We start from the raw sequence: 21,870 nt of genomic DNA on the forward strand, positions 1-21,870 counted from the left end.
ACGACACGAGGGGCGGGAGGTGACCGGACGGATGGAAACCGTGGCGCACACGCCTGGGGAGGACGCGCGCGAGAAGGTCCCCGCGCATCTCGCCGCCGTCTTCCTGCCCGGCCCCGTGCCCCGGCAGGGCCGCCTCGCCTTCTGGGACCCCGAGGGCTCCCCGCTCCCCGCCGCCACCGAGGACCTGGTCGTCGTCCGCCCCCACGGCACCGGCGTCCGCCGCACCACCGTGCCCGCGCTCACCCTTCCCGTCGAGGCCGCCCTGCCCGTCCTCACCGCCGCCCGGCACGCCCCGGCCGCCCACCCCGCCACCGCCTGCTGGGGCGCCGCCGCCCTGCACGCCCTGCGGCTCCTCGCCCGGGGCCGGCTGCTGCCGGGGCTCACCGCCGAGGGCTACGACGCCTGGCGCGCGGGCCCCCTCGAACGGGACGACGTCGCCCACCTCAGGGCGATCGCCGCCGCCCTCCCGCACGAGGGCCACGCCGTGCCGCTCCCCGGGCGCGGACCGCTCCGGCTGCCCGAACCGGAGGCCCTGGTGCGCGCCTTCCTGGACGCGGTCGCCGACAGCCTGCCCCGCACCCCCGCCGCGGCCCACGTCTCCGGCCGGCCCTTCGCCGCCCGCGCCACCACCCGGCTGCCCGGCGCCCGCGACTGGGCCGCCGAGGTCGCCGCCGGCATGGACACCGGGGTACGGATCTCGCTGCGCCTCGACCTGTCGGCCTACCAGCTCTTCGACGACGCCGAGGACACCCGCCGCGCCGGAGCGGCCGTCGTCCAGGTGCACAGCCTCGCCGACCCGACGCTCGTCACCGACGCCGCCGCGCTGTGGGCGGGGGAGTCCGACACCGCCTTCGGGCCCCGCGCCCGCGTGGACGCCGCGCTGGCGGTGCGCCGCGCCGCCCGCGTCTGGCCGCCCCTGGAACGCCTCGCCGAGCGGGACGTGCCCGACGTCCTCGCCCTGTCGGAGGAGGAGCTGACCGATCTCCTCGGCGTCGCCGCCACCCGGCTCGGCGCGGCGGGCGTCGCCGTGCACTGGCCCCGGGACCTGGCCCAGGACCTCACCGCGACCGCCGTACTCCATTCCGCCCCCGGCTCCGCCACCGACGGCACGGGCTTCTTCGAGGGGGAGGACCTGCTTCGCTTCGGCTGGCAGCTCGCCCTGCGCGGCGACCCGCTCACCGAGGCCGAGATGGACGCCCTGGCCGAGGCGCACCGGCCGGTGGTCCGGCTGCGCGACCAGTGGGTGCTCGTCGACCCCGCCCTCGTCCGCAAGGCCCGCAAACGGGAACTCGGACTGCTCGACCCGGTCGACGCCCTGGCCGTCGCCCTCACCGGCACCGCCGAGGTCGACGGGGAGAGCGTGGAGGCGGTCCCGGTCGGCGCCCTGGCCGCGCTGCGGGACCGGCTCACCGCCGGCCTCACCCCCGCCCCGCCGCCCCCAGGGCTCGACGCCCGCCTGCGCGACTACCAGCTGCGCGGACTGGCCTGGCTCGACCTCATGACCTCCCTCGGCCTCGGCGGCTGCCTCGCCGACGACATGGGCCTCGGCAAGACCGTCACCCTCATCGCGCTGCACCTGCGCCGCGCCCGCAGCGAACCCACCCTCGTCGTCTGCCCGGCCTCCCTGCTCGGCAACTGGCAGCGGGAGATCAACCGCTTCGCGCCCGGCGTCCCCGTCCGCCGCTTCCACGGCCCCGACCGCACGCTCGACGACCTGGACGGCGGCTTCGTCCTCACCACCTACGGCACCATGCGCTCGGCCGCGCAACGGCTGGCCGAACAGCCCTGGGGCCTCCTCGTCGCCGACGAGGCGCAGCACGTGAAGAACCCCTACTCGGCGACGGCCAAGGCGCTGCGCACGATCCCGGCGCCCGCCCGGGTCGCCCTCACCGGCACCCCGGTGGAGAACAACCTCTCCGAACTGTGGGCCCTGCTGGACTGGACGACCCCCGGACTGCTCGGCCCCCTGAAGTCCTTCCGCGCCCGGCACGCCCGCGCCGTCGAGGGCGGCGAGGACCCCGGCGCCGCCGAGCGGCTGGCCCGCCTGGTCCGCCCCTTCCTGCTGCGCCGCAAGAAGTCCGACCCCGGTATCGTTCCCGAACTCCCGCCCAAGACCGAGACCGACCACCCGGTGCCGCTCACCCGCGAGCAGGCCGCGCTGTACGAGGCGGTGGTGCGCGAGTCGATGCTGGCGATCGAGACCGCCGAGGGCATGGCCCGGCGCGGCATGGTCCTCAAGCTCCTCACCTCGCTCAAGCAGATCTGCGACCACCCCGCGCTGTACCTCAAGGAGGACCCGGCCACCGCCCGCGCCCTCGGGGAACGGTCCGGAAAGCTCGCCCTCCTCGACGAACTCCTGGACACCCTCCTCTCCGAGGACGGCTCGGCGCTGGTGTTCACCCAGTACGTCGGCATGGCCCGGCTGATCACGGCCCACCTCGCCGCCCGCGCCGTCCCCGTCGACCTGCTGCACGGCGGCACCCCCGTGCCCGAGCGCGAACGCATGGTGGACCGCTTCCAGGAGGGCGCCACCCCCGTGCTCGTCCTCTCCCTCAAGGCCGCGGGCACCGGCCTGAACCTCACCCGCGCGGGCCATGTCGTGCACGTCGACCGCTGGTGGAACCCGGCGGTCGAGGAGCAGGCCACCGACCGCGCCTACCGCATCGGGCAGACCCAGCCGGTCCAGGTGCACCGGTTGATCACCGAGGGCACGGTCGAGGACCGCATCGACGACATGCTGCGCGCCAAGCGCGCCCTCGCCGACGCCATCCTCGGTTCCGGCGAGACCTCCCTCACGGAACTGACCGACCGCGAACTCTCCGACCTCGTCTCCCTGCGGAGGGAGGCGTCATGACCGCCGACGAGCGGGACGAGAAGGCCCCCGGGCCTGACGAGGTCCCCCGGCCCGGCGAGGCGGAGCCTCGACCCGGCGACGCGGGGTTCGAGCCCGATGACGCTGCGCCGGGTGACGCGGCGCCGGGCGACGCGGAGTGTCCCGCTGACGCCGGCCCCCGGCCCGGTGACGTGGCCCGCAGGGCCCTGCGCGAGGCCCGTGCCCGCGCGCACCGCCCGGCACCCGACCCGACACCGCCCCGCCCCGCCCGGCAACCGGCGAAGCCGGCCCGCCCGGGGGACGCGGCCCGCCAAGCCCTCCGCACCGCCAGGGCCGACCGCAGGCCCGACTCGGCCCCCGCCGCCTTGCCACCACACCCCGCGTCCGCCGACCCGAGGGGCGCGGAGAACGGCGCGCCCAGCCCTGACGCACCCACACCCGCCGCCACCCCGAACCCTCCGCCCCGTCCCGCGCCCGAGGCCGAGGCCGCGTTCTCACCACGCCCCGCTCCCGCCGACCCGAGGGGCGCGGGGAACGGCGCGCCCAGCCCCGACGCACCCGCACCCGCACCCGCCGACATCCCGAACCCCCAACCCCCTTCCGCGCCCACCCCCCGCCGAACAGCCCCCCGCGCCCCCCACACGATGGCCGCCCCGTCCCGAGACGGGGACCACCGGCGGACGTTCGCCGCCCACTCCGTCCCGCCCGGTGGAGCCGACGGCGAACCGTTCGCCACCACCTGGTGGGGCAACGCCTGGCTCACCGCCCTGGAGGACGGCGCCCTGGACCGCGCCCGCCTCGCCCGCGGCCGCGCCTACGCCGCGCAGGGCCACGTCGACGCCATCACCGTCACCCCCGGGCAGGTCCTGGCCTACGTCCGCGGCAGCCGTCCCCGCCCCTACCGCACCCAGGTCCGCCTGCGCACGCTCTCCGAGGCCGACTGGGACCGTTTCCTGGACGCCGCCGTCGCACACACCGGCCACATCGCCGCCCTCCTGGACAAGGAGATGCCGCACTCCCTCGCGGACTCCGGCGTCCCCCTGCTCCCCGGCCCCGGCGACCTGGAACCGCTGTGCAGCTGCCCCGACCGCGGTCACCCCTGCAAGCACGCCGCCGCCCTCTGCTACCGGACCGCCCGCCTGCTCGACGAGGACCCCTTCGTGCTGCTCCTGCTGCGCGGCCGGGGCGAACGCGAGGTCCTCGACGCCCTCTCCCGCCGCAGCGCCGCCCGCGCGGCCCGTGCCGCGCAGGAGGAGCACGACACGGCCGCGCTCCCCGGCGTCCGCGCCCGTGACGCCCTCGCCACCCGCACCCTCCCACCGCTCCCCGCCCCGCTGCCCCCGCCCCCGCACCCCGAGCAGCCCCCGGCCCATCCCGGCGCCCCCGGCGGCCCGGACCCGCTCGCCCTGGACCAGCTCGCCACCGACGCCGCCGCCCGCGCTCACGCACTGCTCACCACGGGCCGCGACCCCGTCGCCGCACTGACCCTGTGGCAGGACGCGGTCCGCCTCGCCGCCGCCCGCCCCGGCTCCGGCCTCACGGCTTCCACCCGCGCCGTCTACGCATCCCTGGCCTCCGCCACCGGCCGCACCACCGCCGACCTGGCCCGGGCGGTCGCCGCATGGCGGCAGGGCGGGCTCGAAGGGCTCGCCGTCCTGGAGGAACCGTGGGACCCCCCTGCGGGCCGGTTCGACCGGGCCCGCCCGCTGCTCCTCGCCGCCGACCTTCCCGCCTTCCGCCCGTGGCGCAACCGGCTCACCCACCCCGCCGGCCACGTCCAGCTCCGCCTCGGCCGCGACCATCTCTGGTACGCCTACGAGTCCGAACCCGGCGGCGAGGACTGGTGGCCCCGCGGCACCCCCGACCTCGACCCGATCGGCGCCCTCACGGGCCTGGGCGGCATACCGTGACGGGGCACTGACGGGGCACTGACGGGGAACTGACGGGGCATTGACGGGGTCCGGCATCCCCCGCACGGTCCCCCCGCACGTGCCCCCCGCTCATCCCACCGCCGGAGCTCAGGAACGCCGGAGACCTTGGGAAGGTGCCTACGCCCGCCCCGTCGCATGACAGCGGATGCGCTCGATCATCGCGTCGAGCACCGTTTCGAGAGCCGTGGTGTCGCGGTGCGCCTGCGTCATCAGCAGGCCGCCCTGCAGGGCGGTGAGCAGGGCGAGAGCCAGCCGGTCGGGGTCGGCGTCCGCGTCGAGCGCGCCACGTTCCCGCATGGCCCGCAGCCCCTCGCGGATGGCGTCCTGCCACTGCGCGTAGCCCGCCACGAGCCGGGCCCGGGCCTGCGGGTCCGTGTCGGACAGTTCGGCGGCCAAGGAGCCCAGCGGACACCCGCCCCGGCAGTCGCGGGCGTGCTGGGCCCGGACGACGGCGTCCCGCCAGGCCTGGAGCGCCTCGAAGCTGTCCAGGCGGCCGAGCAGCGGCCGCTGGAAGCCGAGAACGTGTTCGGTCTGGTACTCGATGACCGCCTGGACCAGCGCCTTCTTGTCGCCGAAGTAGTGGTAGAGCTGCGAGGGGCTGCTCACCCGCGCGGCCTTGAGGATGTCCTCGGTACTGGTGCCCGCCACGCCGTTCTCGTACATCAGCTCGGCTGCCGCCGCCGCGATGCGGTCGCGCGTGGCCTGCCCCTTCGGGGTCAGACGTCGTGCTGCGGTGCTGCTCGTCACGTCCTCACGCTACCGCATCCCACGGGTTTTTAGACTTGACATTCTATTTCCCGCGTGACCAGGATTAGAGCGATCAATCTAAAAACATCCGTCGCCACGCCAACGGAAGGGCGGCCACGCCATGACCACCACCCCCATCGCCGACCAGGTCGCGGACCTGCGGGAGAAGGTCGCCGAGCAACTGCCGGCCGACGCGCTGAGGGTCTTCGGCGCCGAACAGGCCGAACTGGCCGTCGCCGAGCCGCCGTCCGGCATCGCGGAACCCGGCACCCCGATGCCCGACGCCTCCCTGCTCGACGTCCGGGGCCGCCCCGTCACGCTGGACCAGGCACGGGCCGGCCGCCCGGCGGTCGTGGTGTTCTACCGCGGCGCGTGGTGCCCGTACTGCAACCTGGCCCTGCGCACCTACCAGCGCGAGCTCGTGGCCGAGCTGGACGAGCGGGGCGTGGTGATGATCGCCGTCAGCCCGCAGAAACCGGACGGCTCACTCGGCATCGTCGAGGCCAACGACCTCACCTACACGGTCCTCTCCGACCCCGGCAACCGGATCGGCCGCGCGCTCGGCATCGTCACCAGGTCCGAGGACCGGGTACTGCACGCGCAGGCCTCCCTCGGGGTGGACCTGACCGAGGTGAACGCGGACGGCACGCAGGACATCGTCATGCCGACGGTGGCACTCGTCGACGACCGGGGCGTCCTGCGTTGGATCGACGTCCACCCCGACTACACGACCCGCACCGAGCCCGACCGCATCCTCGCGGCCCTCACGGAGACGATCGGCTGACCGGACGGCGCGTCTCGTGCGGCCCGCGCCGCTCCCCGCACCCACCGCCCGACCATGCGGACCGGCCCCTCACGCGCCCGGCCGCGCGGACCGGCCCCTCACGCGCCCGGCCGGGTGGCGCCGCGGCTGCGCTCGTAGTGGCGGGCCGCCTTGGCGCGGTTGCCGCACGCGGCCATGGAGCACCACCGGCGGGTGCCGTTCTTCGTCGTGTCGTGGAAGTGCAGCACACACCTGGGGTGGGCCGCGCACCGCTTGACGCGGTCGGGCGCCTCGGTGAGGAGCCGCAGGTAGTCGGCGGCGGCGAGCCACGCCGGCAGCCAGGCCGCCTCGTCCACCTCGGGTCGGGTCCGGGGCCCCTCGGGGCCGAGCTCCTGCCGGACAGCACCGTGGGCCAGCACGCGGTTCAGCCCCGCGCGGGCCGTCTCGGAACCGATGTCCACGAGGTCCAGCAGGAGGTCGCGGGTCTCCCGCACGGCGGCGAGCGTCGCCTCGTCGGCGACGGCCTCGGCCCCCAGACCCGTCGCGCGCAGCCAGACGCCCAGACCCTCGGCCGAGTCGAGCAGGTCCTGTGCCCCCGCCTCGTCGCTCCACCGCGTGTTGAGCAGGTCGAGGGAGAGCGGCTCACCGGTCAGCGGCCGGCGGTCCCCAGGGACCCGGGACGAGGGCTCGGACACGGTGACGCCTCCTGGCGTGCTCGGCGGGATCGGTCGGGACACCACAAGCGTACCGCCTAACACGGTTTTGCCGGTTGGCACCCGAGGTGCCCGGCCGGGGCGGCGGCACGCAGCACCGCACCGACCCGGCGGTCGCTCGCCCGGGACGCCGTCACGGCCGACATCGCCTGCCGCCAACGCCCGCCGGCGCGGGCCCCGGACCGAGGCCCGGGCCCGTGCCTGGCGCGGCAGTGACTCGCGGCGGAGCAGGTCCGGCAGGTAGGCGGAGGCCGCCGCCGTCGGGCGACCGCCCGGCCGGGCCGGCCCCCCGTCACCGGCCCGGCCCGACGGTGGAAGCGATCATGCTCAGGGCGGAGAGGTGCCGCAATGCTTTCGGTCCTGCTCGAAAACAGCGCCGGGCCGCGACAGAACCCGGCCGCGACAGTGCCCAGCCACCCCGGAGTCCGCCCCGCTCACGGAGGGGTGCGGCGGTGCGGCATACTCGGCCGATGAGTTCACGCACCTCCCCGGCCGGCCGGCCGATCGTGATACGCAGGGCCGTCGCGGGGGACGCCAAGCGGCTCACGCGCCTCGTGCGCCGCTCCGGCGCCTACGAGGGGAAGTACGCGGCGGCGGTCGAGGGCTACCGGGTGGGGCAGGACTACATCGAGGCCCACCGCACCTTCGTGGCCGCCGAGGCCGAGGAGCCCGGGGGCCGGATCCTCGGGTTCTACGCGCTCGTCCTCGCGCCCCCGGAACTCGACCTGCTGTTCGTCGCCGACGACGCGCAGGGCCGGGGCATCGGGCGGCGGCTCGTCGCGCACATGCGGTCCGAGGCCCACGCCGCCGGGCTCGACCGGGTCAGGATCGTGTCGCACCGTCCCGCCGAGGGCTTCTACGACCGCGTCGGCGCGGTACGCACCGGGACCGTGCGCGCGCACCCGCCCGCCGTGCCCTGGGACCAGCCCGAGTTCGAGCTCCGCATCCCCCCGGAGTGACGTCCGCCGACGAGGCGGCCGAGCTCTCCCCTCACCGCCTGCGGACAGGGGGAAGGGAGGAGGCCGGGTGCGTCAGCCGGACCAGGAGATCCCAGCCCGGTCGAAGCGTCCCGCGCGGAGGCCGTCACGGCGGACCAGTCAGATGACGTCCCACCTGCCGGGGGGCCTCCTCCCCGTAGTGGGCTGTGTGCCGGTACCGGGCCGGTGTCAGCTCTCGAGGAAGTCGAGGAGGTCGGCGTTGACGGTGTCGGCGTTCACGGTGCACATGCCGTGCGACAGCCCCGGGTAGACCTTCAGGCGCGCGTTCTTGACCAACGTGACCGCCATCTCGGCGGAGTCGGCGATCGGGACGATCTGGTCGTCGTCGCCGTGCATGATGAGCGTGGGCACGTCGATCGCCCGGAGGTCGTCGGTGAAGTCCGTCTCCGAGAACGCCTCGATCCCCTCGTAGTGCGCCTGGGCGCCACCGGCCATCCCCTGACGCCACCAGTTCTGGATGACGCCCTGGGAGATGTCCGCGCCCGGGCGGTTGAAGCCGTAGAACGGCCCGGAGGCGAGGTCGAGGTAGAACTGGGAGCGGTTGGTGGCCACGGCCTCGCGGAAGTCGTCGAAGACCTCGACCGGCAGCCCTCCCGGGTTCGCTTCGGTTCGGACCATGAGCGGCGGGACCGCTCCGATGAGGACGGCCTTGGCGACCCGCCCGGCACCGTGCCGGGCGATGTACCGGGCGACCTCTCCACCACCGGTGGAGTGACCGACGTGGACGACGTCGCGCAGGCCGAGATGGGCCACCACGGCGGCGGCGTCCGCCGCGTAGTGGTCCATGTCGTGCCCGTGGCCGACCTGGTCGGAGCGCCCGTGCCCTCGGCGGTCGTGGGCGATGACACGGTAGCCCCGCCGGACGAGGAACAGCAGCTGGGCGTCCCAGTCGTCCGAGCTCAGCGGCCAGCCGTGGTGGAACATGACCGGCCGGCCCGTGCCCCAGTCCTTGTAGAAGATCTCGGTTCCGTCGCTGGCGGTGACGAACGGCATGGTCTGCTCCTCGTGGTCCCGCCCGGGTACCGGGCGGATTCGATGTCTCCACGAGAATGGCTCGGCCGCCGTGCCGACAGCCTCCGTCAGCTGACTGACATCCGGCGGACGGCTTCGCCTGCTTCAGTACCGGGGCAGTGCCGAGACCCGACCGGTGGCTCTCACGGCCGGGTGGCCGGAGGCTCGGGAGGCAGCGCTTCCAGTGCGTCGCGGAGCTCGGCCCGTGAGGCGATCCCCAGTTTCGGGAACACATGGTAGAGATGCGACGACACGGTCCGCGGCGATAGGAACAGACGCGACGCGATCTGCGGGTTGGACAGCCCCGTCGCAGCCAGTCTGGCGACCTCCAGCTCCTGCGGGGTGAGGGCCTCACCGGCCTTGCCCCGGCCGGTCCGCGTCATGCCGGTGGCGCGGAGCTCCGCCGCGGCCCGGGCTTCCCACGAACGGGCCCCGAGCTCCTCGAAGCGGCCGCGGGCGGCGGCCAGTTGCACCCGGGCGTCACGGTTGAGCCCTTGTCGGCGGAGCCCTTCGCCGTACGCCAGACGAGCACGGCCGACCTCGAAGGGCCACTGCTCGACGCCCGGCAGTGCGAGCGCCTCCTCGAAGCACCGGACCATGTCCTCGGCGCCCGAGGTCATCGCCGTGGCCGTGGCGGCGCTCAGCGCGAACCGCGAGGAGAAGTGACCGACGCCGGCGTCGCGCAGCGCGTCCGCGTGCCGTCGCGCCTCCGCGTGCCGCCCGGAGCGCACGGCGGCCTCGACGAGGTCCGGCGCCGACCACACGGCCTCGGGGTTGAACGGCGGCAGCACACCCGGGGCGCAGATCGCTGTGGCGTGCCGGAACGCCGTCTCGAAGTCGGCGGCGCCGAGGGCCGCCAGGGCCGCCGCCTGGTGGGCGCAGTTCTCCAGCCGCCGCAGTCGCCTGGGCCCCGACCACCCCCAGACGGCCTCGCAGTGGCGGCGGCACGCGTCGAGGTCGCCGCGCAGGGCCGCGACCATCGCGGCGATGTAGTGCCCCACCTGGGCGAACAAGTGGTATCCCGTCTCCTCGGACAGTGCGACGAGCTCGTCCGCGGCGTCGGCCGACGGCTGCCACCGGCCGGTGTACAGGTCGTCCAGGGCGACGAACATCAGGGCCGGCATGCTCGACCCCACCGCTTCGCCGTCGCGTATGACCCGGGACACGGCCTCGCGACAACCCGGAAGCCGGTCGAGATAGGAGGCGGTCAGGGCGGTGCGGATGACCACGTCGGCGTCGGGCTCGTCCCTCAGCCGCGCGATCTCCTCGTCCAGGCGGCGCAGCATGCCCTCGGTGACGGAGCCGAGGTCGTGGTGGACGCGCCCCAGGGACGCCGCGGCGGCGGGCGACGCCGCGGGAAGCTGCGCCAGGACCGTGGACAAGGGCTGCCAGTGCTCGGGCCGTCCCGAGTACTGGCTGGCGAGCGTGAGGGTGAACAGCGCGGTCTCCAACTCGCCGGACGGTGGACCGGGCGACATCGGCGCCTGCTCGATGGCCTCCATCAACAGCGCGTGGGCGGTGTCCGCGTCCCCTTCCGTGACGAGCACGAGGAAGCCGGCCGTCGTGGCCGCCGAGAGCGACCGGACCGCCGGAACGCCCTCGACCTCACGCATGATCTCGTGGCTGACCTCCAGATGGCCTGTGACCCAGGCGGCGACGTAGGCGGCCTGCGACAGGCGGCGCCTGCGGACCGTCTGGTCCGGACTCAGCTCGGCCGCGCGCCGCAGCCGCGTGATCGCGCCGTCGGCGTCACCGCGTCGCAGGCTGCTGCGGGCCGCCGACTCCACGACGGCGGCGACCGCCTCGTCGGGCGCCGTCGTGGCCCTCGCGAGGTGATCACCGCGGCGCTCGGGCTGGTCGGCCAGCGCCTCGGCCAGCCGGCGGTGGGCGACGCGCCGCTGCTCGCCGGTGGAGCCGTCGACCACAGCGGACCTGACCAGCGGGTGCCTGAAGCGCACCGCACGGCCGTTCTCCGTGACCATGACGAGGTGGTCACGCTCCGCGGGAGCGAGTTCCCCGAGGCCGCCCGGCCCGCCGGCAGCCTCGAGAACGCCGATGTCGCCGGAACCCTCGAGGGCAGCGAGCAGCAGTACCTCACGCGTTCTGTGCGGCAGTCGTCCGACGCGGGCGCCGAACAGGGCGCGCACGTCCCGCCCCGGGCCGCTCGCCCACCCCGCCCCCTGGTCGTGTCGGTCGCCGGGAACCCCGGCGGACCCGGCGAATTCGAGCAGCGCCAGGGGATTTCCCTGCGCCTCATGGGCCACGCCCGAAAGGATCCGGCGGGGAAGGTGAGCGAAGCGCCGCGACAGCAGTCGCAGGGCGTCCGTGGCATCCAGCGGCGTGATCTCGAGCTCCGGCAGACCGGTGGACCGGAAGGACGCGTCGGACTCCGCTCGTTGTGCTCCGAGCAACCCGATGCGGCGACCGCCCAGTCGTCTGGCGACGAAACTCACCGCAGCTCGGCTCGCCTGGTCGACGACATGAAGGTCGTCGATCACGAGGAGCAACGGCTGTTCCCTCGCGGCCTCGTCGAACAGGGACAGTGCCGCGTTCAGGACGGCGATCCGGCTCGGCGCGGGGCCGGCGCCGAGACCGAGGGCGACATCGAGGGCTTCCCGCGTGGAACGCGGCAGACGGCCAAGCTCCTCCGGCAGCGAGCCGACAAGCTGATGGAGCCCCGCGAAGCTGATGTCCGTCTCGTACTCGACGCCGCTCCCGCGGACGACCCGCACTCCCTTCGCCGCCGCGAGCTCGGCGGTCGCGTCGAGGAGCGCCGTCTTCCCCACGCCCGGATCACCGGTGAGCAGCAGGACGGCCCCCTCCACCGCGGCCATGTCCAGGAACCCCGCAAGCTCGGTGAGCTCGCCCTCCCGGCCGACCAGCCCGGTCGGGCCGACGCTTGTGCCTGTCCTTGATCTCGCCCACATCCGCCGCGTTCCTCGCCGTGCCTCGCGAGGCCGTCGAACCACGAGCCACGCACTCGACCAGGGATTATCGCACCCACCGGCAGACCTTGGCGGTCTCGGCTCCGTCGATGACGGGCGCCGTCGTACGCCGTGCCGGTCGGATTCCCGCGGCGGCGAGGGTTCTCACGGAACCGGCACCGTGGCGCTCTCCTCGCCCTTCCCACGCTCCGGGCTCGTCCCGAGCACCGTCAGCGTCACCCCGGTCGCCACCGCCAGCGCCGCGACCAGCCCGGCCGTGAGCACCGCCCAGTGACCCAGGAACGTACAGACGACCACCAGGAGTGCCGTGGCCGGCAGCACCGACTGCTGCGCGATCCCCACCTTGTAGAAGCGCGAGTGCAGCGCCCACACCGTGAGCAGGAACAGCGCTGTCGGCAGCGTCACCGCCGCCGACGCGGACTGTGCCGAAAGGCGCGCCTCGCCCACCGCCTGTTCCACCGCCACCTCCAGGCCGGCCCCGATCGCGGCACCGGAGACGAAGATCAGGTAGTGGCCGTAGCCCCAGAGGAAGGACTGCCGGTTGGACCGGAGGTGCCCGTGGACGGGGACCGCGAAGTACATCCACCAGGCGGCGAAGATGATCAGCAGTCCGCCGGCGGCGATGGGCAGCAACTCGCCCAGGGCTTCGTGCTCGTCGATCCCCGACTTCACGGCGACGGTCGCCGCCGCGAGGGTCTCGCCGAGCACGATGAGCGTGAGCAGCCCGTACCGTTCGGCGATGTGGCGCGGATGCCAGGGCGTGGGGTGCGCCCGCTCCGCGTACAGCGGTACGGCCATCTCCAGCAGCGCCATCACCAGGAAGACCCACGGGCGGCCGGCCTCCGGCAGGACCAGCAGTCCCAGCCAGCCGATCTGGCACAGCCCGACGGCGTACCGCAGCGCCATCGTCCGCTCCGGGCCCCGGCTCGATCGCGCCACGCGCAGCCACTGCGCCGTCATGGCGAGCCGCATGATCACATATCCCAGGACGACGGCCGGATAGGCGTGTTCCTCGAACGCCTGGGAGACGCCCGCCGTCAGGACGAGCACGCCGGCCATCTGGATCAGTGTGACGATCCGGTACAGCACGTCGTCGTTGTCGTAGGCCGAGGCGAACCAGGTGAAGTTCATCCACGCCCACCAGATGGCGAAGAAGATCATCGAGTAGTTGAGGATCCCCTCGCCCGTGTGCCCCTCGGCCAGGGCGTGCACCAACTGGGCGCCCGCCTGGGCCATGGCCACGATGAAGCACAGGTCGAAGAAGAGCTCCAGTGAGGAGACGCCCCGGTGGGGCTCGTCGCGGCCTCGCGCCGTGAGCCTGCGCAGTGGTCTGTGGTGTACGGGCGCCGCGGAGAACACCGGCGGCGGAGCCGGGGTGCTCGTCATCTGGTGAGCCAAGCTCCGAAGTACCGCTGCAGTCGGGGATTGATCTGCCAGACCATCGCCGCTGCCGCCGCCGGGACGAGTACGGCGAGCCGCACCGGCAGGTACAGATCCTCCAGGACAGGGTTCGTGACCAGGCCCAGCAGGACGATGGTGGGGTAGATGCCGCACACGGTGAGGAGCCACAGCTTCCAACGCCGCACGGCGACCGGAACGGTGGGCTCGAGCCGCAGTTCGGCGTCGGCGAACGCGTTGTGGCTCCGCTCCCGGAGCGTGTGCCGGACATCCGTCACCACAGGTGGGCTCGGCAGTCCGGGATCGTCGGCACCGTAGGCACGGGAAACAGTTCTCTCGTTCATGGACCTCTCCGAATCGGGACGGTGCGTGTCGTTGTGATTCCACGGTTCCCGCGCGTCCGCGAGCCGCTGGGTCTCGGCCGGAGCGGACAGGTGGGCGAGGTGTTGCCCGGCCGTGAAGGGGTGCGCGATCGGCACCGGTCGCTGCGGGTCGCCACCGTGCGGAAGGAAACCGGTGCCCGGCTTCTGCAAGCTCCTCGGCCGGAGCGGGACCAGGAGCGTTCGGCGCTCCGGTGATCGGAAACGGGGCCCTGGTGCGCCCTTCTCGCGCAGAGGGGCTGCCCGGCCCCCAGGTGGGCGCCGGGCCGGGCCGGGTTCCGGTCAGTGAGCGGACTGGGTGTGGTCCTGCTCCACGTACACCTTGAGAGCCTGGAACTCCTCGATCGCGCGCGGGCCGCACAGGTAGCCGTAACCGCTTCCCTTGACGCCGCCCTCTTCGAAGTCCTCGCTGATCGCACCCCAGGTGTTGATCCACACCGTGCCGGTGCGGATGCGCCGGGCGATCCGGCGGGCCTTCATCGAGTCCGAGCTGAACACCGAGGCGGCCAGACCGTAGATGGTGGCGTTCGCCCTGGCCACGGCGTCGTCCTCGTCGTCGAAGATCTCGAACGTCTGGACCGGGCCGAAGACCTCCTCCTGCACGATCCGGACGTCGGTGCGGTCCACCTCGATCAGGCTCGGCCGGTAGAACGCGCCGTCGGCCAGCGGGCCGTCGGTGACCACACCGCCGCGCAGCAGCACCGTGCCGTACGAGGCGGCTTCCTCGACGATCGCGTCCACCCGCTGGGCGGACGCCCGGTCGATCACCGGGCCGAGCTGGGCCTTCTCGTCGTCGCCCGACCCGAGCCGTACCTGTGCGAGCGCGGCGGTGAGCCGAGTGCGCACCTGGTCGGCGATGTCCCGGTGGACCAGTACACGGGAGCCGGTGCAGCAGAACTGCCCGTTCATCAGCACCAGCGACTGCACCACGGTCGGGATCACCATGTCCAGATCGGCGTCGGGGAAGATCACCATGGGCGCCTTGCCACCCAGTTCCAGACCGAGCCGCTTGAGCGTGGTGGAGGCGGCGGCCGCGATATGGCGCCCGACCGGCGTGCTGCCGGTGTAGTTGATGACGGCCACCTTGTCCGAGGAGACCAGGATCGGGGCCCCGGTGTTGCCGGACTCGGTGAACACGCTGACCACGCCCGCGGGGATCTCCGGGACCGAGGCCAGGACCTGCGCGAAGAGCTCATTGGTCAACGCCGTCTGAGCCGGAAGCTTGACCACGACGGTGCAGCCGGCCGCCAGTGCCGGGCCCAGTGCCCGCACGGTCAGCATGATGGGGGAGTTCCAGGGGGAGATGATCCCGGCGACACCGAGCGGCTCGGGCACCGAGTGCGTGTACTGGCCGGGTGCCGTCTCGGCGGCGCGCCCGGCGGTCTGGGTGCGCGCGGAGGCCGCCGCGTACCGCAGCCACCCGACCGCACCGCTGACCTCCCACGTGGTCTCACCCAGCAGCTTGCCGTTCTCCCGGGACAACATGGCCGCGACCTCGGGCACCCGGGCCTCCAGGGCGTCGGCCAGCCGGCTGAGCGCGGTCGCCCGGAGCGAGGGAGTGCGCGCCCATGCGGTGGTCTCGAACGCGGCGGCGGCTGCGTCCACGGCGGCGGAGGCCTCCGCCTCGCCACCGTCGTAGAACGAGCCGACGACGGTGCCGTCGGCCGGGGAGATCGACTCCAGAACCGAGCCGGAGCCGGTCCACTGTCCGTCGATCCAGTGCTGCGCGATGGTGTTCATGATCCGCTCCTCATGGTCCCGCCCGGCTGCCGGGCGGTCTCGATGTCTCCACGAGAATGGCTCGGCCACCGTACCGACAGCCTCCGTCAGCTGACTGACATCCGGCCGACGGCTCGCTCACGTCAGTACCGACGCCGGGAGAGGGCTCACTGATCGCCTCGGGGTGAGACCGGCAGGCCGGGTGGCGGTCAGCCGTCAGCCGTCAGCCGTCGAGCCGTTGAAGGATCCGCCGAGTGAACTCGCCGGTCTCGATCAGACGGCCCAGGAACCGGGTCGTGCCGCTGATGCCGACGCCGCGGACGACGAGCCCGTACCAGCCCCTGAAGGAGAGGCCTCCCGAAGCCTTCCCACCCGGCCTCGACAGCAGGTGAGTCACCCGGTCCGCTCCACGACCCCCCCCGTCACCGCGCACGCACGGCGTTGTCACAGGGGTGCTCCAACTCTCTAAATCACAGGCACCGAGGCAGCTCGGGCGCTGCTTGCCGATCCCTTGCCGGAAAGGGGAATCGTGGAATTCGAGGTTGTCTCCGCGGACTGTCATCCGCCACACCGCTATCAGCGGCATCCGGGTGGTCACCGTGCACGGCGAGATCGGCCACGCCGTCAAGGATATGAGCAGTGAGGCCCTCCCGTCCTACGACGGCGCGGCGCCGAAGCCGACACGGCGTCCGTGCGTGCGGGGCTGCCCTTGAGTGAAGGCGCTGAGTCTTTCGAAGCCGCCGAGCTGCAACTGAGCCTGGTGATGTGCGGTCCTTCCACACCGGCGCACCGGCGCACCGGCGCACCGGCGCACCGGCGCACCGGCGCACGGGCGCACCGGCGCACCGGCGCGAGATCCGTTCCAGACCCGCGGACTGGCCGTGATGTGGGAAGGCACGGCTGGAGGCGCTGAAGGCGGCCGCCCGGTCACGGAAATCGGTGGCCGCAGTCTGCAAGAACTTCTGCAGGAGCCCTCGGGGGCTGGAACATCCGGCGTTCCTCCAGAGCTGATCGTCGGCGAGCTGGTCACCGACGCCGCCCGCTCCGGCGGCGCCGCGCCCCAGTGGGCCCACGGCTGATTCGGGATCAACGTTTGATCTGCGAGGTCTCCGGTCTGAAAAGTTCGACGGCGAGTGAATCAATATCTGTTCCCGAGGGATCAGTTTTTGGAGGGCCGCGCAGCCGGAGTTTTTGCCGCGAAGAGCGGAGTGGAATTATCCAACGCACACGGACGGCTCCGGCGTGCTACTGTCTATCTCAGTTGCAGTTGTGGTTCCCAAAACTTCAAGTGCCCCCGCCGGGCTTCTGCCGGGCGGGAGGGCTTTTGTATTTCCGGTCATTTCCGGGCGGGGTAATCATCGCGGCGACACGGTGCCCGCGCAGTGCGGACGCCGATGCACTGCCCCAAAGGAGATATGACATGGCTGCTGGTACCGTGAAGTGGTTCAACGCGGAAAAGGGCTTCGGCTTCATCGAGCAGGACGGTGGCGGCGCCGATGTGTTCGCCCACTACTCGAACATCGCCGCGCAGGGCTTCCGTGAGCTGCTCGAGGGCCAGAAGGTGAACTTCGACATCGCGCAGGGCCAGAAGGGCCCGACGGCCGAGAACATCGTTCCGGCCTGACGCTCACACGCAATCCGTAGCTGGGGCCCGCATCCTTCCGGGGTGCGGGCCCCGGCTGCACGCGCATCCCGCAGCGGCTTTCGCCCGCGGGACGCCCCGGAGGAACCCGCAGTACCACCACAAGCGGTTCCTCCCCCAGGGCGCAGGCGCGTTCTGAAGCGCTGCCTCGCAGCGAGCGCCCGGACCTCAAGGTCCCCAGCGCGTCACCTATTTCAGCACCTGTGCCCACGGATGTTTCTGGCCGCCGGCCAGATCTGCTTTCTTTTGCCACCGGTCCATACTTGTAATTCTCCGTGCCGTTCATCGCGGCGGGAATTCCTTGATATGTGCCACATCGAGGAAGGTTCCGCATGAACCGCACGTACACGAACGACCGCCCCACCCGCTCCCGTGACGGCCGTGCCGACGCCGGAAGGGGCGGCAGCGGCTACGGCTCGCAGGCACCGCGCCGTACCGGCGGGCCCGCGCGCTCCGGCGGTTACGGCCGTCGGGCCGCCGCCGTGCAAGGTGAGTTTGCCCTGCCCAGGACGATCACCCCCGCGCTGCCCGCCGTTGATGGCTTCGCCGATCTCGACATGCCTGAGCAGTTGCTGGCCGAACTCGGCAGGCAGGGTGTGACTGCGCCGTTCCCGATTCAGGGCGCGACGCTGCCGAACTCCCTTGCGGGCCGTGACGTTCTGGGCCGCGGCCGCACCGGGTCAGGCAAGACCCTGGCCTTCGGCCTCGCCCTGCTCGCGCGTACCGCCGGACAGCGTGCCGAACCCCGCCAGCCGCTGGGGCTGATCCTGGTACCGACGCGTGAGCTGGCACAGCAGGTGACCGACGCGCTGACCCCGTACGCCCGCTCCGTGCGGCTGCGGCTGGCCACGGTGGTGGGCGGCATGCCGATCGGTAGGCAGGCCGGCGCGCTGCGCGGCGGAGCCGAGGTCCTCGTCGCGACGCCGGGGCGGCTCAAGGACCTCATCGACCGCGGCGAATGCCGGCTGAACCACGTGGACATCACGGTGCTGGACGAGGCCGACCAGATGGCCGACATGGGCTTCATGCCCCAGGTCACCGCGCTGCTGGACCAGGTGCGCCCGGAGGGGCAGCGGATGCTGTTCTCCGCCACCTTGGACCGCAACGTCGACCTGCTGGTACGCCGCTACCTGACCGACCCCGTCGTGCATTCGGTCGACCCGTCGGCCGGTGCGGTCACGACGATGGAGCACCACGTCCTGCACGTCCACGGCGCGGACAAGCACGCGGCCACGACCCAGATCGCCGCCCGCGACGGCCGCGTGATCATGTTCCTGGACACCAAGCACGCCGTCGACCGGCTCACCCAGGACCTGCTCAACAGCGGGGTACGGGCCGCGGCGCTGCACGGCGGCAAGTCGCAGCCGCAGCGCACCCGCACGCTGGCGCAGTTCAAGACGGGGCACGTCACCGTGCTGGTGGCGACCAATGTCGCGGCGCGCGGCATCCACGTCGACAACCTCGACCTGGTCGTCAACGTCGATCCGCCGACCGACCACAAGGACTACCTCCACCGCGGCGGCCGGACCGCCCGCGCCGGCGAGTCCGGCAGCGTCGTCACCCTGGTCACGCCGAACCAGCGCCGTGGCATGGTCCGTGTGATGTCGGACGCCGGAATCCGTCCGCAGACCACCCAGATCCGCTCGGGCGACGAGGCCCTGAGCCGGATCACCGGCGCCCAGGCCCCGTCCGGCATCCCGGTCGTCATCACCGCACCGGTGGTCGAACGCCCCAAGCGCAGCGCCACCTCCCGAGGCCGCCGTCGCCCCGCCTCGGCGACCAGGCGCACCCCCGTACGCCAGTCCGGCTTCGGCGCGGTGGCCTAGAACTTTTAGTGATCAGGAAGCCGATCCGTCTCTGCAGGAGGCACCTTTTGACGCTGATCCAGACGGACTCCCGCCCGGCGGACGCCGACCCCGCGCACAGGACAGCGGTGGAGGTCATGGACGCGGCCGGACCGCAGGTCTGTGACGACATGAGCGTCGAGGTGGCGCTGGCCGTCATGGCCGCTGCCCGCACGGCCCGACTGGTCGTCTGCGATCAGGACGGCCAGTGCACCGGCCTGGTCACCCATGCCGAACTCGCCGCCGTCCGTGACAGCTCCGACTACACGGACCGTGTCCGCCTGCGCGACATCCTCGGCGACCGCGGTTCGTTCGCCTCACCCGTGACCACGATGGTCGAAGCCGAGCACGCGACGCGCACCCGTCGGCTCGGTGTCCTGCCGGTGGTCGACGAGCAAGGCAGCGCCCTGGGCATCCTCGCCCTCTCCCGCTGAAACACCTGGCCCCTGGTCGGACCGTTCTTCCCTTCTCTCTGTGAGGCCACATGCGCTGCGTCATCGCCCGCTTCCCCTTCGAGCTCACCAAGGGCGGCGTGCTGGAATCGATGAAGGGCATCAAGCCCGAACCGGTCACCGGCGAATCGGTGATCATCGGCCGCCGCCACTACCCCGTCAAGCAGGTCGGCCAGGTCATCACGCGCCAGGACCGACGTGACTTCAGCGCCGCCGAAGTCCTGCGGTCCATGGCTCAGCTCGGTTTCACCTGCCGCGCCGTTCCCAAGGCAGCGCCCCTGGGCATTGTCAGCCCGATGCAGCACGCTTCCGCGATGCTCGGCACCCCCGTCACGGTCTGACCGGGTAAACAGACACGAGCCGAAACCTGAGCAGCGGTGGGGGCCCGACCGGTACGCCGGTCGGGCCCCCACCGCGTGCAGCCGGTTCCCGTCACCGTTGCCCTGCAGGATCCGGACGACAGGGAAGTACGGACGCGCGGGCGGCCCGTCCTCCTTCACGGGGGCCCTCGAAGACGGCGGCGGACTCGCCCAAGCGGACGGAACCCCTCAGCACATCCGACACCCTCAGTCTCCACACCGCTTCGGCAGCCGGCCGACCGGTGACGGCAGCGCCACAGGTGACCGCGGCCAGGGACTTCTGGTTGCTCTGGCCGGACTCCAACAGGGCGGCAACGTCACCCGGCAACTCGTCGGGCTACGGCATGAGGCGGACCGTGTTCGCCGGCCATCCGGCTGCTTGAGCGGTGACGATACCGGGCAAGTAAGGCGCTCACGGTCTCGCTGCCGGAGGCCCGGCGGGTGGGCGCCGTGGCGTGGGTGAGGCCGGTGACCATGGGCCGGCCGAAGCCCTCGGTACCGTGGTTCGGGTCAGGGGTGAGCATGCGCGGCACATGCCGACTGGGATCGTGAACGGCGACCTCGATGGTGTCGGGGTGCGCAGTCGGTTCCGTGACGACGACTACCCCGCCTACACCATGGGCCGGGCCGCCGAGATGCTCGGCACCACCCAGGGCTTCCTCCGCGCCATCGGCGAAGCCCGCCTCACCACGCCACTGCGCTCCGCGGGCGGACACCGCCGTTACCCCCGCTACCAGCCGCGCATCGCCGCCCGCGCCCGGGAACTCGTCGACCAGGGCACCCCCATCGAGGCCGCCTGTCGCCTCATCATCCGCGAGGACCAGCTCGAAGAAGCCCAGCGCCTCAACGCCGAATACCGCCGCGCCGCGGAGACGGCGAACCCGACCGCAGCAGCGTGAGACGAGCGTGCCCGTGCACGTCGGCGGGCACCGCACGCATGGTCTGCCGTGCGGCATGATCGTTCCTGTGGTGACGCGGCGTGTGGGCGTGTAGCGTTCTGTGTCAGCTGTCGTGGTTCGGAATTTCCCCCTGTCCGCGCCTTCGGTGTGGGCGCTTTGCTGTGCTGTGCCGCAGGAACCAGGGCGATCACCTCCGCCTGCCACATGGAGTGGGAGGCGTTTGTCGACTGGAAGGCATGAGACATGGCAACGGGAACTGTGAAGTGGTTCAACGCGGAGAAGGGCTTCGGCTTCATCGCCCAGGACGGCGGCGGCCCGGACGTCTTCGCGCACTACTCCGCGATCAACTCCTCGGGCTTTCGTGAGCTCCAGGAGGGCCAGGCCGTGACGTTCGACGTCACCCAGGGCCAGAAGGGTCCGCAGGCCGAGAACATCAACCTGGTCTGACCTCGCAGACCTGCCCGAGGGATTGCGCACACTGCGTTCCGGGAGCGCCACCCGTGCGGGCTCTGCCGCCCACCGGGCGAAGCGTCTGCTCTCGTGCCGGGCGTGCACACGATCAGGGGCCGCGCAGCCATTGCTGCGCGGCCCCTGATGTGTTGAGGCGACTGCGACCTCGGCCGAACTTGTTGACCTCAGTTGCTTCGAACGTTGTACGGTTCGGGTGCCTTATGCCCGGCGCCTCGGTTCGCGCAGTTTGGAGCAGTGGGACGGTCAGGTGCCCGTCCAGGCGGCGAGGAAGGCTTGCCGTCCATCCGGATCGTCCCATCTGCGGTCCGCATGCAGAACGCGCCAGGCGGTGAGCTCGAGATCTCGGAGCCACAACTCGCCGATGACCTGTGTCTTGAGGTCAGGCAGATGGTCGGACTCGGCGAGGGCTTGACCGATCACCTCCCCGGCCGCTGCGCGCTGGGCCGAACTCGGCCTCGACTCCTGAGCGCGGTGGCGGAGTTGACCACCAACAGCGTCGTCCACGGCGCCGGTTCGGACACGCTGCGGATCGGGGCCGAGAGCGACCGGATCGTCTGCGAGGTCCACGACAGCGGACAACTGAACGATCCCCTGGCCGGTCGCCGCCCGTCCCATCCCACGCAGCCCCGCGGCCGGGGACTCCTACTCGTCCACCCACTTGCGGACCTCGTCCGTGTCCACACCGGCCCCGACGGCACTACCGTTCGCCGCCACCTCCCCGGATGACCACGACAACGCGGCGGGCCCCGCCCACTCACTCATGTG

General features: G+C 72.5%; 20 protein-coding genes. 11 read left to right on the plus strand and 9 right to left on the minus strand.

Going from position 1 to position 21,870, the window contains the following annotated elements; genetic code table 11:
• Positions 1-31 precede the first annotated feature (31 nt).
• Positions 32-2,854, plus strand: a complete 2,823-nt coding sequence (locus tag OHB09_RS26780; protein ID WP_328728143.1) for a DEAD/DEAH box helicase — start codon at positions 32-34, stop codon at positions 2,852-2,854.
• On the plus strand, positions 2,851-4,743 hold the full coding sequence (locus tag OHB09_RS26785) for an SWIM zinc finger family protein (protein ID WP_328922663.1): 1,893 nt from the start codon (positions 2,851-2,853) through the stop codon (positions 4,741-4,743). Before OHB09_RS26780 ends, OHB09_RS26785 begins: the two co-directional genes overlap by 4 nt.
• A 138-nt stretch (positions 4,744-4,881) precedes the next feature.
• Here the strand turns inward: OHB09_RS26785 and OHB09_RS26790 are convergent, their stop codons facing one another.
• Entirely contained in the window at positions 4,882-5,511 is a 630-nt protein-coding gene (locus tag OHB09_RS26790) for a TetR/AcrR family transcriptional regulator (RefSeq protein ID WP_328922664.1), read from the minus strand.
• A 121-nt stretch (positions 5,512-5,632) separates the two neighbouring features.
• On the opposite strand from OHB09_RS26790, the gene OHB09_RS26795 reads away from it, so the two are divergent.
• Positions 5,633-6,295 (plus strand): peroxiredoxin-like family protein, encoded by a 663-nt coding sequence (locus OHB09_RS26795; protein ID WP_328922665.1) that lies wholly within the window; start codon positions 5,633-5,635, stop codon positions 6,293-6,295.
• 98 nt (positions 6,296-6,393) lie between these two features.
• Here the strand turns inward: OHB09_RS26795 and OHB09_RS26800 are convergent, their stop codons facing one another.
• Positions 6,394-6,969: a CGNR zinc finger domain-containing protein gene (locus tag OHB09_RS26800; RefSeq protein ID WP_328922666.1), complete on the minus strand. Its 576-nt coding sequence runs from the start codon at positions 6,967-6,969 to the stop codon at positions 6,394-6,396.
• Between the two features lie 488 nt (positions 6,970-7,457).
• Here OHB09_RS26800 and OHB09_RS26805 point away from each other — a divergent pair, with 488 nt between their 5' ends.
• A complete protein-coding gene (locus OHB09_RS26805; protein WP_328922667.1) occupies positions 7,458-7,946 on the plus strand; it encodes a GNAT family N-acetyltransferase in 489 nt (162 codons plus the stop codon).
• Between the two features lie 207 nt (positions 7,947-8,153).
• Here OHB09_RS26805 and OHB09_RS26810 read toward each other — a convergent pair whose 3' ends face one another.
• From OHB09_RS26810 to OHB09_RS26835, 6 genes are all read right to left on the minus strand, one after another.
• Positions 8,154-8,978, minus strand: coding sequence for an alpha/beta fold hydrolase (locus tag OHB09_RS26810; RefSeq protein ID WP_191851900.1), 825 nt, complete (start codon positions 8,976-8,978; stop codon positions 8,154-8,156).
• Positions 8,979-9,139: 161 nt separating this feature from the next.
• Positions 9,140-11,923 (minus strand): ATP-binding protein, encoded by a 2,784-nt coding sequence (locus OHB09_RS26815; protein ID WP_328922668.1) that lies wholly within the window; start codon positions 11,921-11,923, stop codon positions 9,140-9,142.
• 162 nt (positions 11,924-12,085) lie between these two features.
• Entirely contained in the window at positions 12,086-13,327 is a 1,242-nt protein-coding gene (locus OHB09_RS26820) for a low temperature requirement protein A (RefSeq protein WP_328922669.1), read from the minus strand.
• On the minus strand, positions 13,324-13,683 hold the full coding sequence (locus OHB09_RS26825) for a hypothetical protein (RefSeq protein WP_234527181.1): 360 nt from the start codon (positions 13,681-13,683) through the stop codon (positions 13,324-13,326). Before OHB09_RS26825 ends, OHB09_RS26820 begins: the two co-directional genes overlap by 4 nt.
• A 318-nt stretch (positions 13,684-14,001) precedes the next feature.
• A complete protein-coding gene (locus OHB09_RS26830) occupies positions 14,002-15,459 on the minus strand; it encodes an aldehyde dehydrogenase family protein (protein WP_328922670.1) in 1,458 nt (485 codons plus the stop codon).
• 202 nt (positions 15,460-15,661) lie between these two features.
• Positions 15,662-15,835, minus strand: coding sequence for a hypothetical protein (locus OHB09_RS26835; RefSeq protein WP_319118845.1), 174 nt, complete (start codon positions 15,833-15,835; stop codon positions 15,662-15,664).
• A gap of 1,023 nt (positions 15,836-16,858) precedes the next feature.
• Here OHB09_RS26835 and OHB09_RS26840 point away from each other — a divergent pair.
• From OHB09_RS26840 to OHB09_RS26870, 6 genes are all read left to right on the plus strand, one after another.
• Positions 16,859-17,062, plus strand: a complete 204-nt coding sequence (locus OHB09_RS26840) for a cold-shock protein (RefSeq protein ID WP_003973099.1) — start codon at positions 16,859-16,861, stop codon at positions 17,060-17,062.
• Between the two features lie 350 nt (positions 17,063-17,412).
• A complete protein-coding gene (locus OHB09_RS26845; RefSeq protein ID WP_328922671.1) occupies positions 17,413-18,906 on the plus strand; it encodes a DEAD/DEAH box helicase in 1,494 nt (497 codons plus the stop codon).
• A gap of 47 nt (positions 18,907-18,953) precedes the next feature.
• Positions 18,954-19,358, plus strand: coding sequence for a CBS domain-containing protein (locus OHB09_RS26850; RefSeq protein WP_191851895.1), 405 nt, complete (start codon positions 18,954-18,956; stop codon positions 19,356-19,358).
• Between the two features lie 50 nt (positions 19,359-19,408).
• A complete protein-coding gene (locus tag OHB09_RS26855; RefSeq protein WP_006143226.1) occupies positions 19,409-19,717 on the plus strand; it encodes an SCO5918 family protein in 309 nt (102 codons plus the stop codon).
• 551 nt (positions 19,718-20,268) lie between these two features.
• Positions 20,269-20,634 carry a MerR family transcriptional regulator gene (locus tag OHB09_RS26865; RefSeq protein ID WP_328728140.1) on the plus strand — a complete coding sequence of 122 codons (366 nt, stop codon included), beginning with the start codon at positions 20,269-20,271 and terminating at the stop codon, positions 20,632-20,634.
• 243 nt (positions 20,635-20,877) lie between these two features.
• The gene (locus OHB09_RS26870) at positions 20,878-21,081 is read left to right on the plus strand and encodes a cold-shock protein (protein WP_006143223.1); all 204 of its coding nucleotides are present in this window, start codon (positions 20,878-20,880) and stop codon (positions 21,079-21,081) included.
• 267 nt (positions 21,082-21,348) lie between these two features.
• Here the strand turns inward: OHB09_RS26870 and OHB09_RS26875 are convergent, their stop codons facing one another.
• Positions 21,349-21,672, minus strand: a complete 324-nt coding sequence (locus tag OHB09_RS26875; RefSeq protein ID WP_240964420.1) for a hypothetical protein — start codon at positions 21,670-21,672, stop codon at positions 21,349-21,351.
• Here OHB09_RS26875 and OHB09_RS26880 point away from each other — a divergent pair.
• Positions 21,577-21,831 carry an ATP-binding protein gene (locus OHB09_RS26880; RefSeq protein WP_006143221.1) on the plus strand — a complete coding sequence of 85 codons (255 nt, stop codon included), beginning with the start codon at positions 21,577-21,579 and terminating at the stop codon, positions 21,829-21,831. The two genes, OHB09_RS26875 and OHB09_RS26880, sit on opposite strands and share 96 nt — an antisense overlap.
• Positions 21,832-21,870 lie beyond the last annotated feature (39 nt).

This window comes from Streptomyces griseoaurantiacus (assembly GCF_036189845.1).
Classification (GTDB): domain Bacteria; phylum Actinomycetota; class Actinomycetes; order Streptomycetales; family Streptomycetaceae; genus Streptomyces; species Streptomyces griseoaurantiacus.

Bases quoted from the DNA above. Each gene is read 5' to 3' on its own strand.
- OHB09_RS26805 (WP_328922667.1), top strand. From the start codon at position 7,458: ATGAGTTCACGCACCTCCCCGGCCGGCCGGCCGATCGTGATACGCAGG.
- OHB09_RS26780 (WP_328728143.1), top strand. From the start codon at position 32: ATGGAAACCGTGGCGCACACGCCTGGGGAGGACGCGCGCGAGAAGGTC.
- OHB09_RS26840 (WP_003973099.1), top strand. From the start codon at position 16,859: ATGGCTGCTGGTACCGTGAAGTGGTTCAACGCGGAAAAGGGCTTCGGC.
- OHB09_RS26820 (WP_328922669.1), bottom strand. From the start codon at position 13,327: ATGACGAGCACCCCGGCTCCGCCGCCGGTGTTCTCCGCGGCGCCCGTA.
- OHB09_RS26785 (WP_328922663.1), top strand. From the start codon at position 2,851: ATGACCGCCGACGAGCGGGACGAGAAGGCCCCCGGGCCTGACGAGGTC.
- OHB09_RS26815 (WP_328922668.1), bottom strand. From the start codon at position 11,923: ATGTGGGCGAGATCAAGGACAGGCACAAGCGTCGGCCCGACCGGGCTG.
- OHB09_RS26870 (WP_006143223.1), top strand. From the start codon at position 20,878: ATGGCAACGGGAACTGTGAAGTGGTTCAACGCGGAGAAGGGCTTCGGC.
- OHB09_RS26810 (WP_191851900.1), bottom strand. From the start codon at position 8,978: ATGCCGTTCGTCACCGCCAGCGACGGAACCGAGATCTTCTACAAGGAC.
- OHB09_RS26855 (WP_006143226.1), top strand. From the start codon at position 19,409: ATGCGCTGCGTCATCGCCCGCTTCCCCTTCGAGCTCACCAAGGGCGGC.
- OHB09_RS26845 (WP_328922671.1), top strand. From the start codon at position 17,413: ATGAACCGCACGTACACGAACGACCGCCCCACCCGCTCCCGTGACGGC.
- OHB09_RS26795 (WP_328922665.1), top strand. From the start codon at position 5,633: ATGACCACCACCCCCATCGCCGACCAGGTCGCGGACCTGCGGGAGAAG.
- OHB09_RS26825 (WP_234527181.1), bottom strand. From the start codon at position 13,683: ATGAACGAGAGAACTGTTTCCCGTGCCTACGGTGCCGACGATCCCGGA.
- OHB09_RS26830 (WP_328922670.1), bottom strand. From the start codon at position 15,459: ATGAACACCATCGCGCAGCACTGGATCGACGGACAGTGGACCGGCTCC.
- OHB09_RS26865 (WP_328728140.1), top strand. From the start codon at position 20,269: ATGCCGACTGGGATCGTGAACGGCGACCTCGATGGTGTCGGGGTGCGC.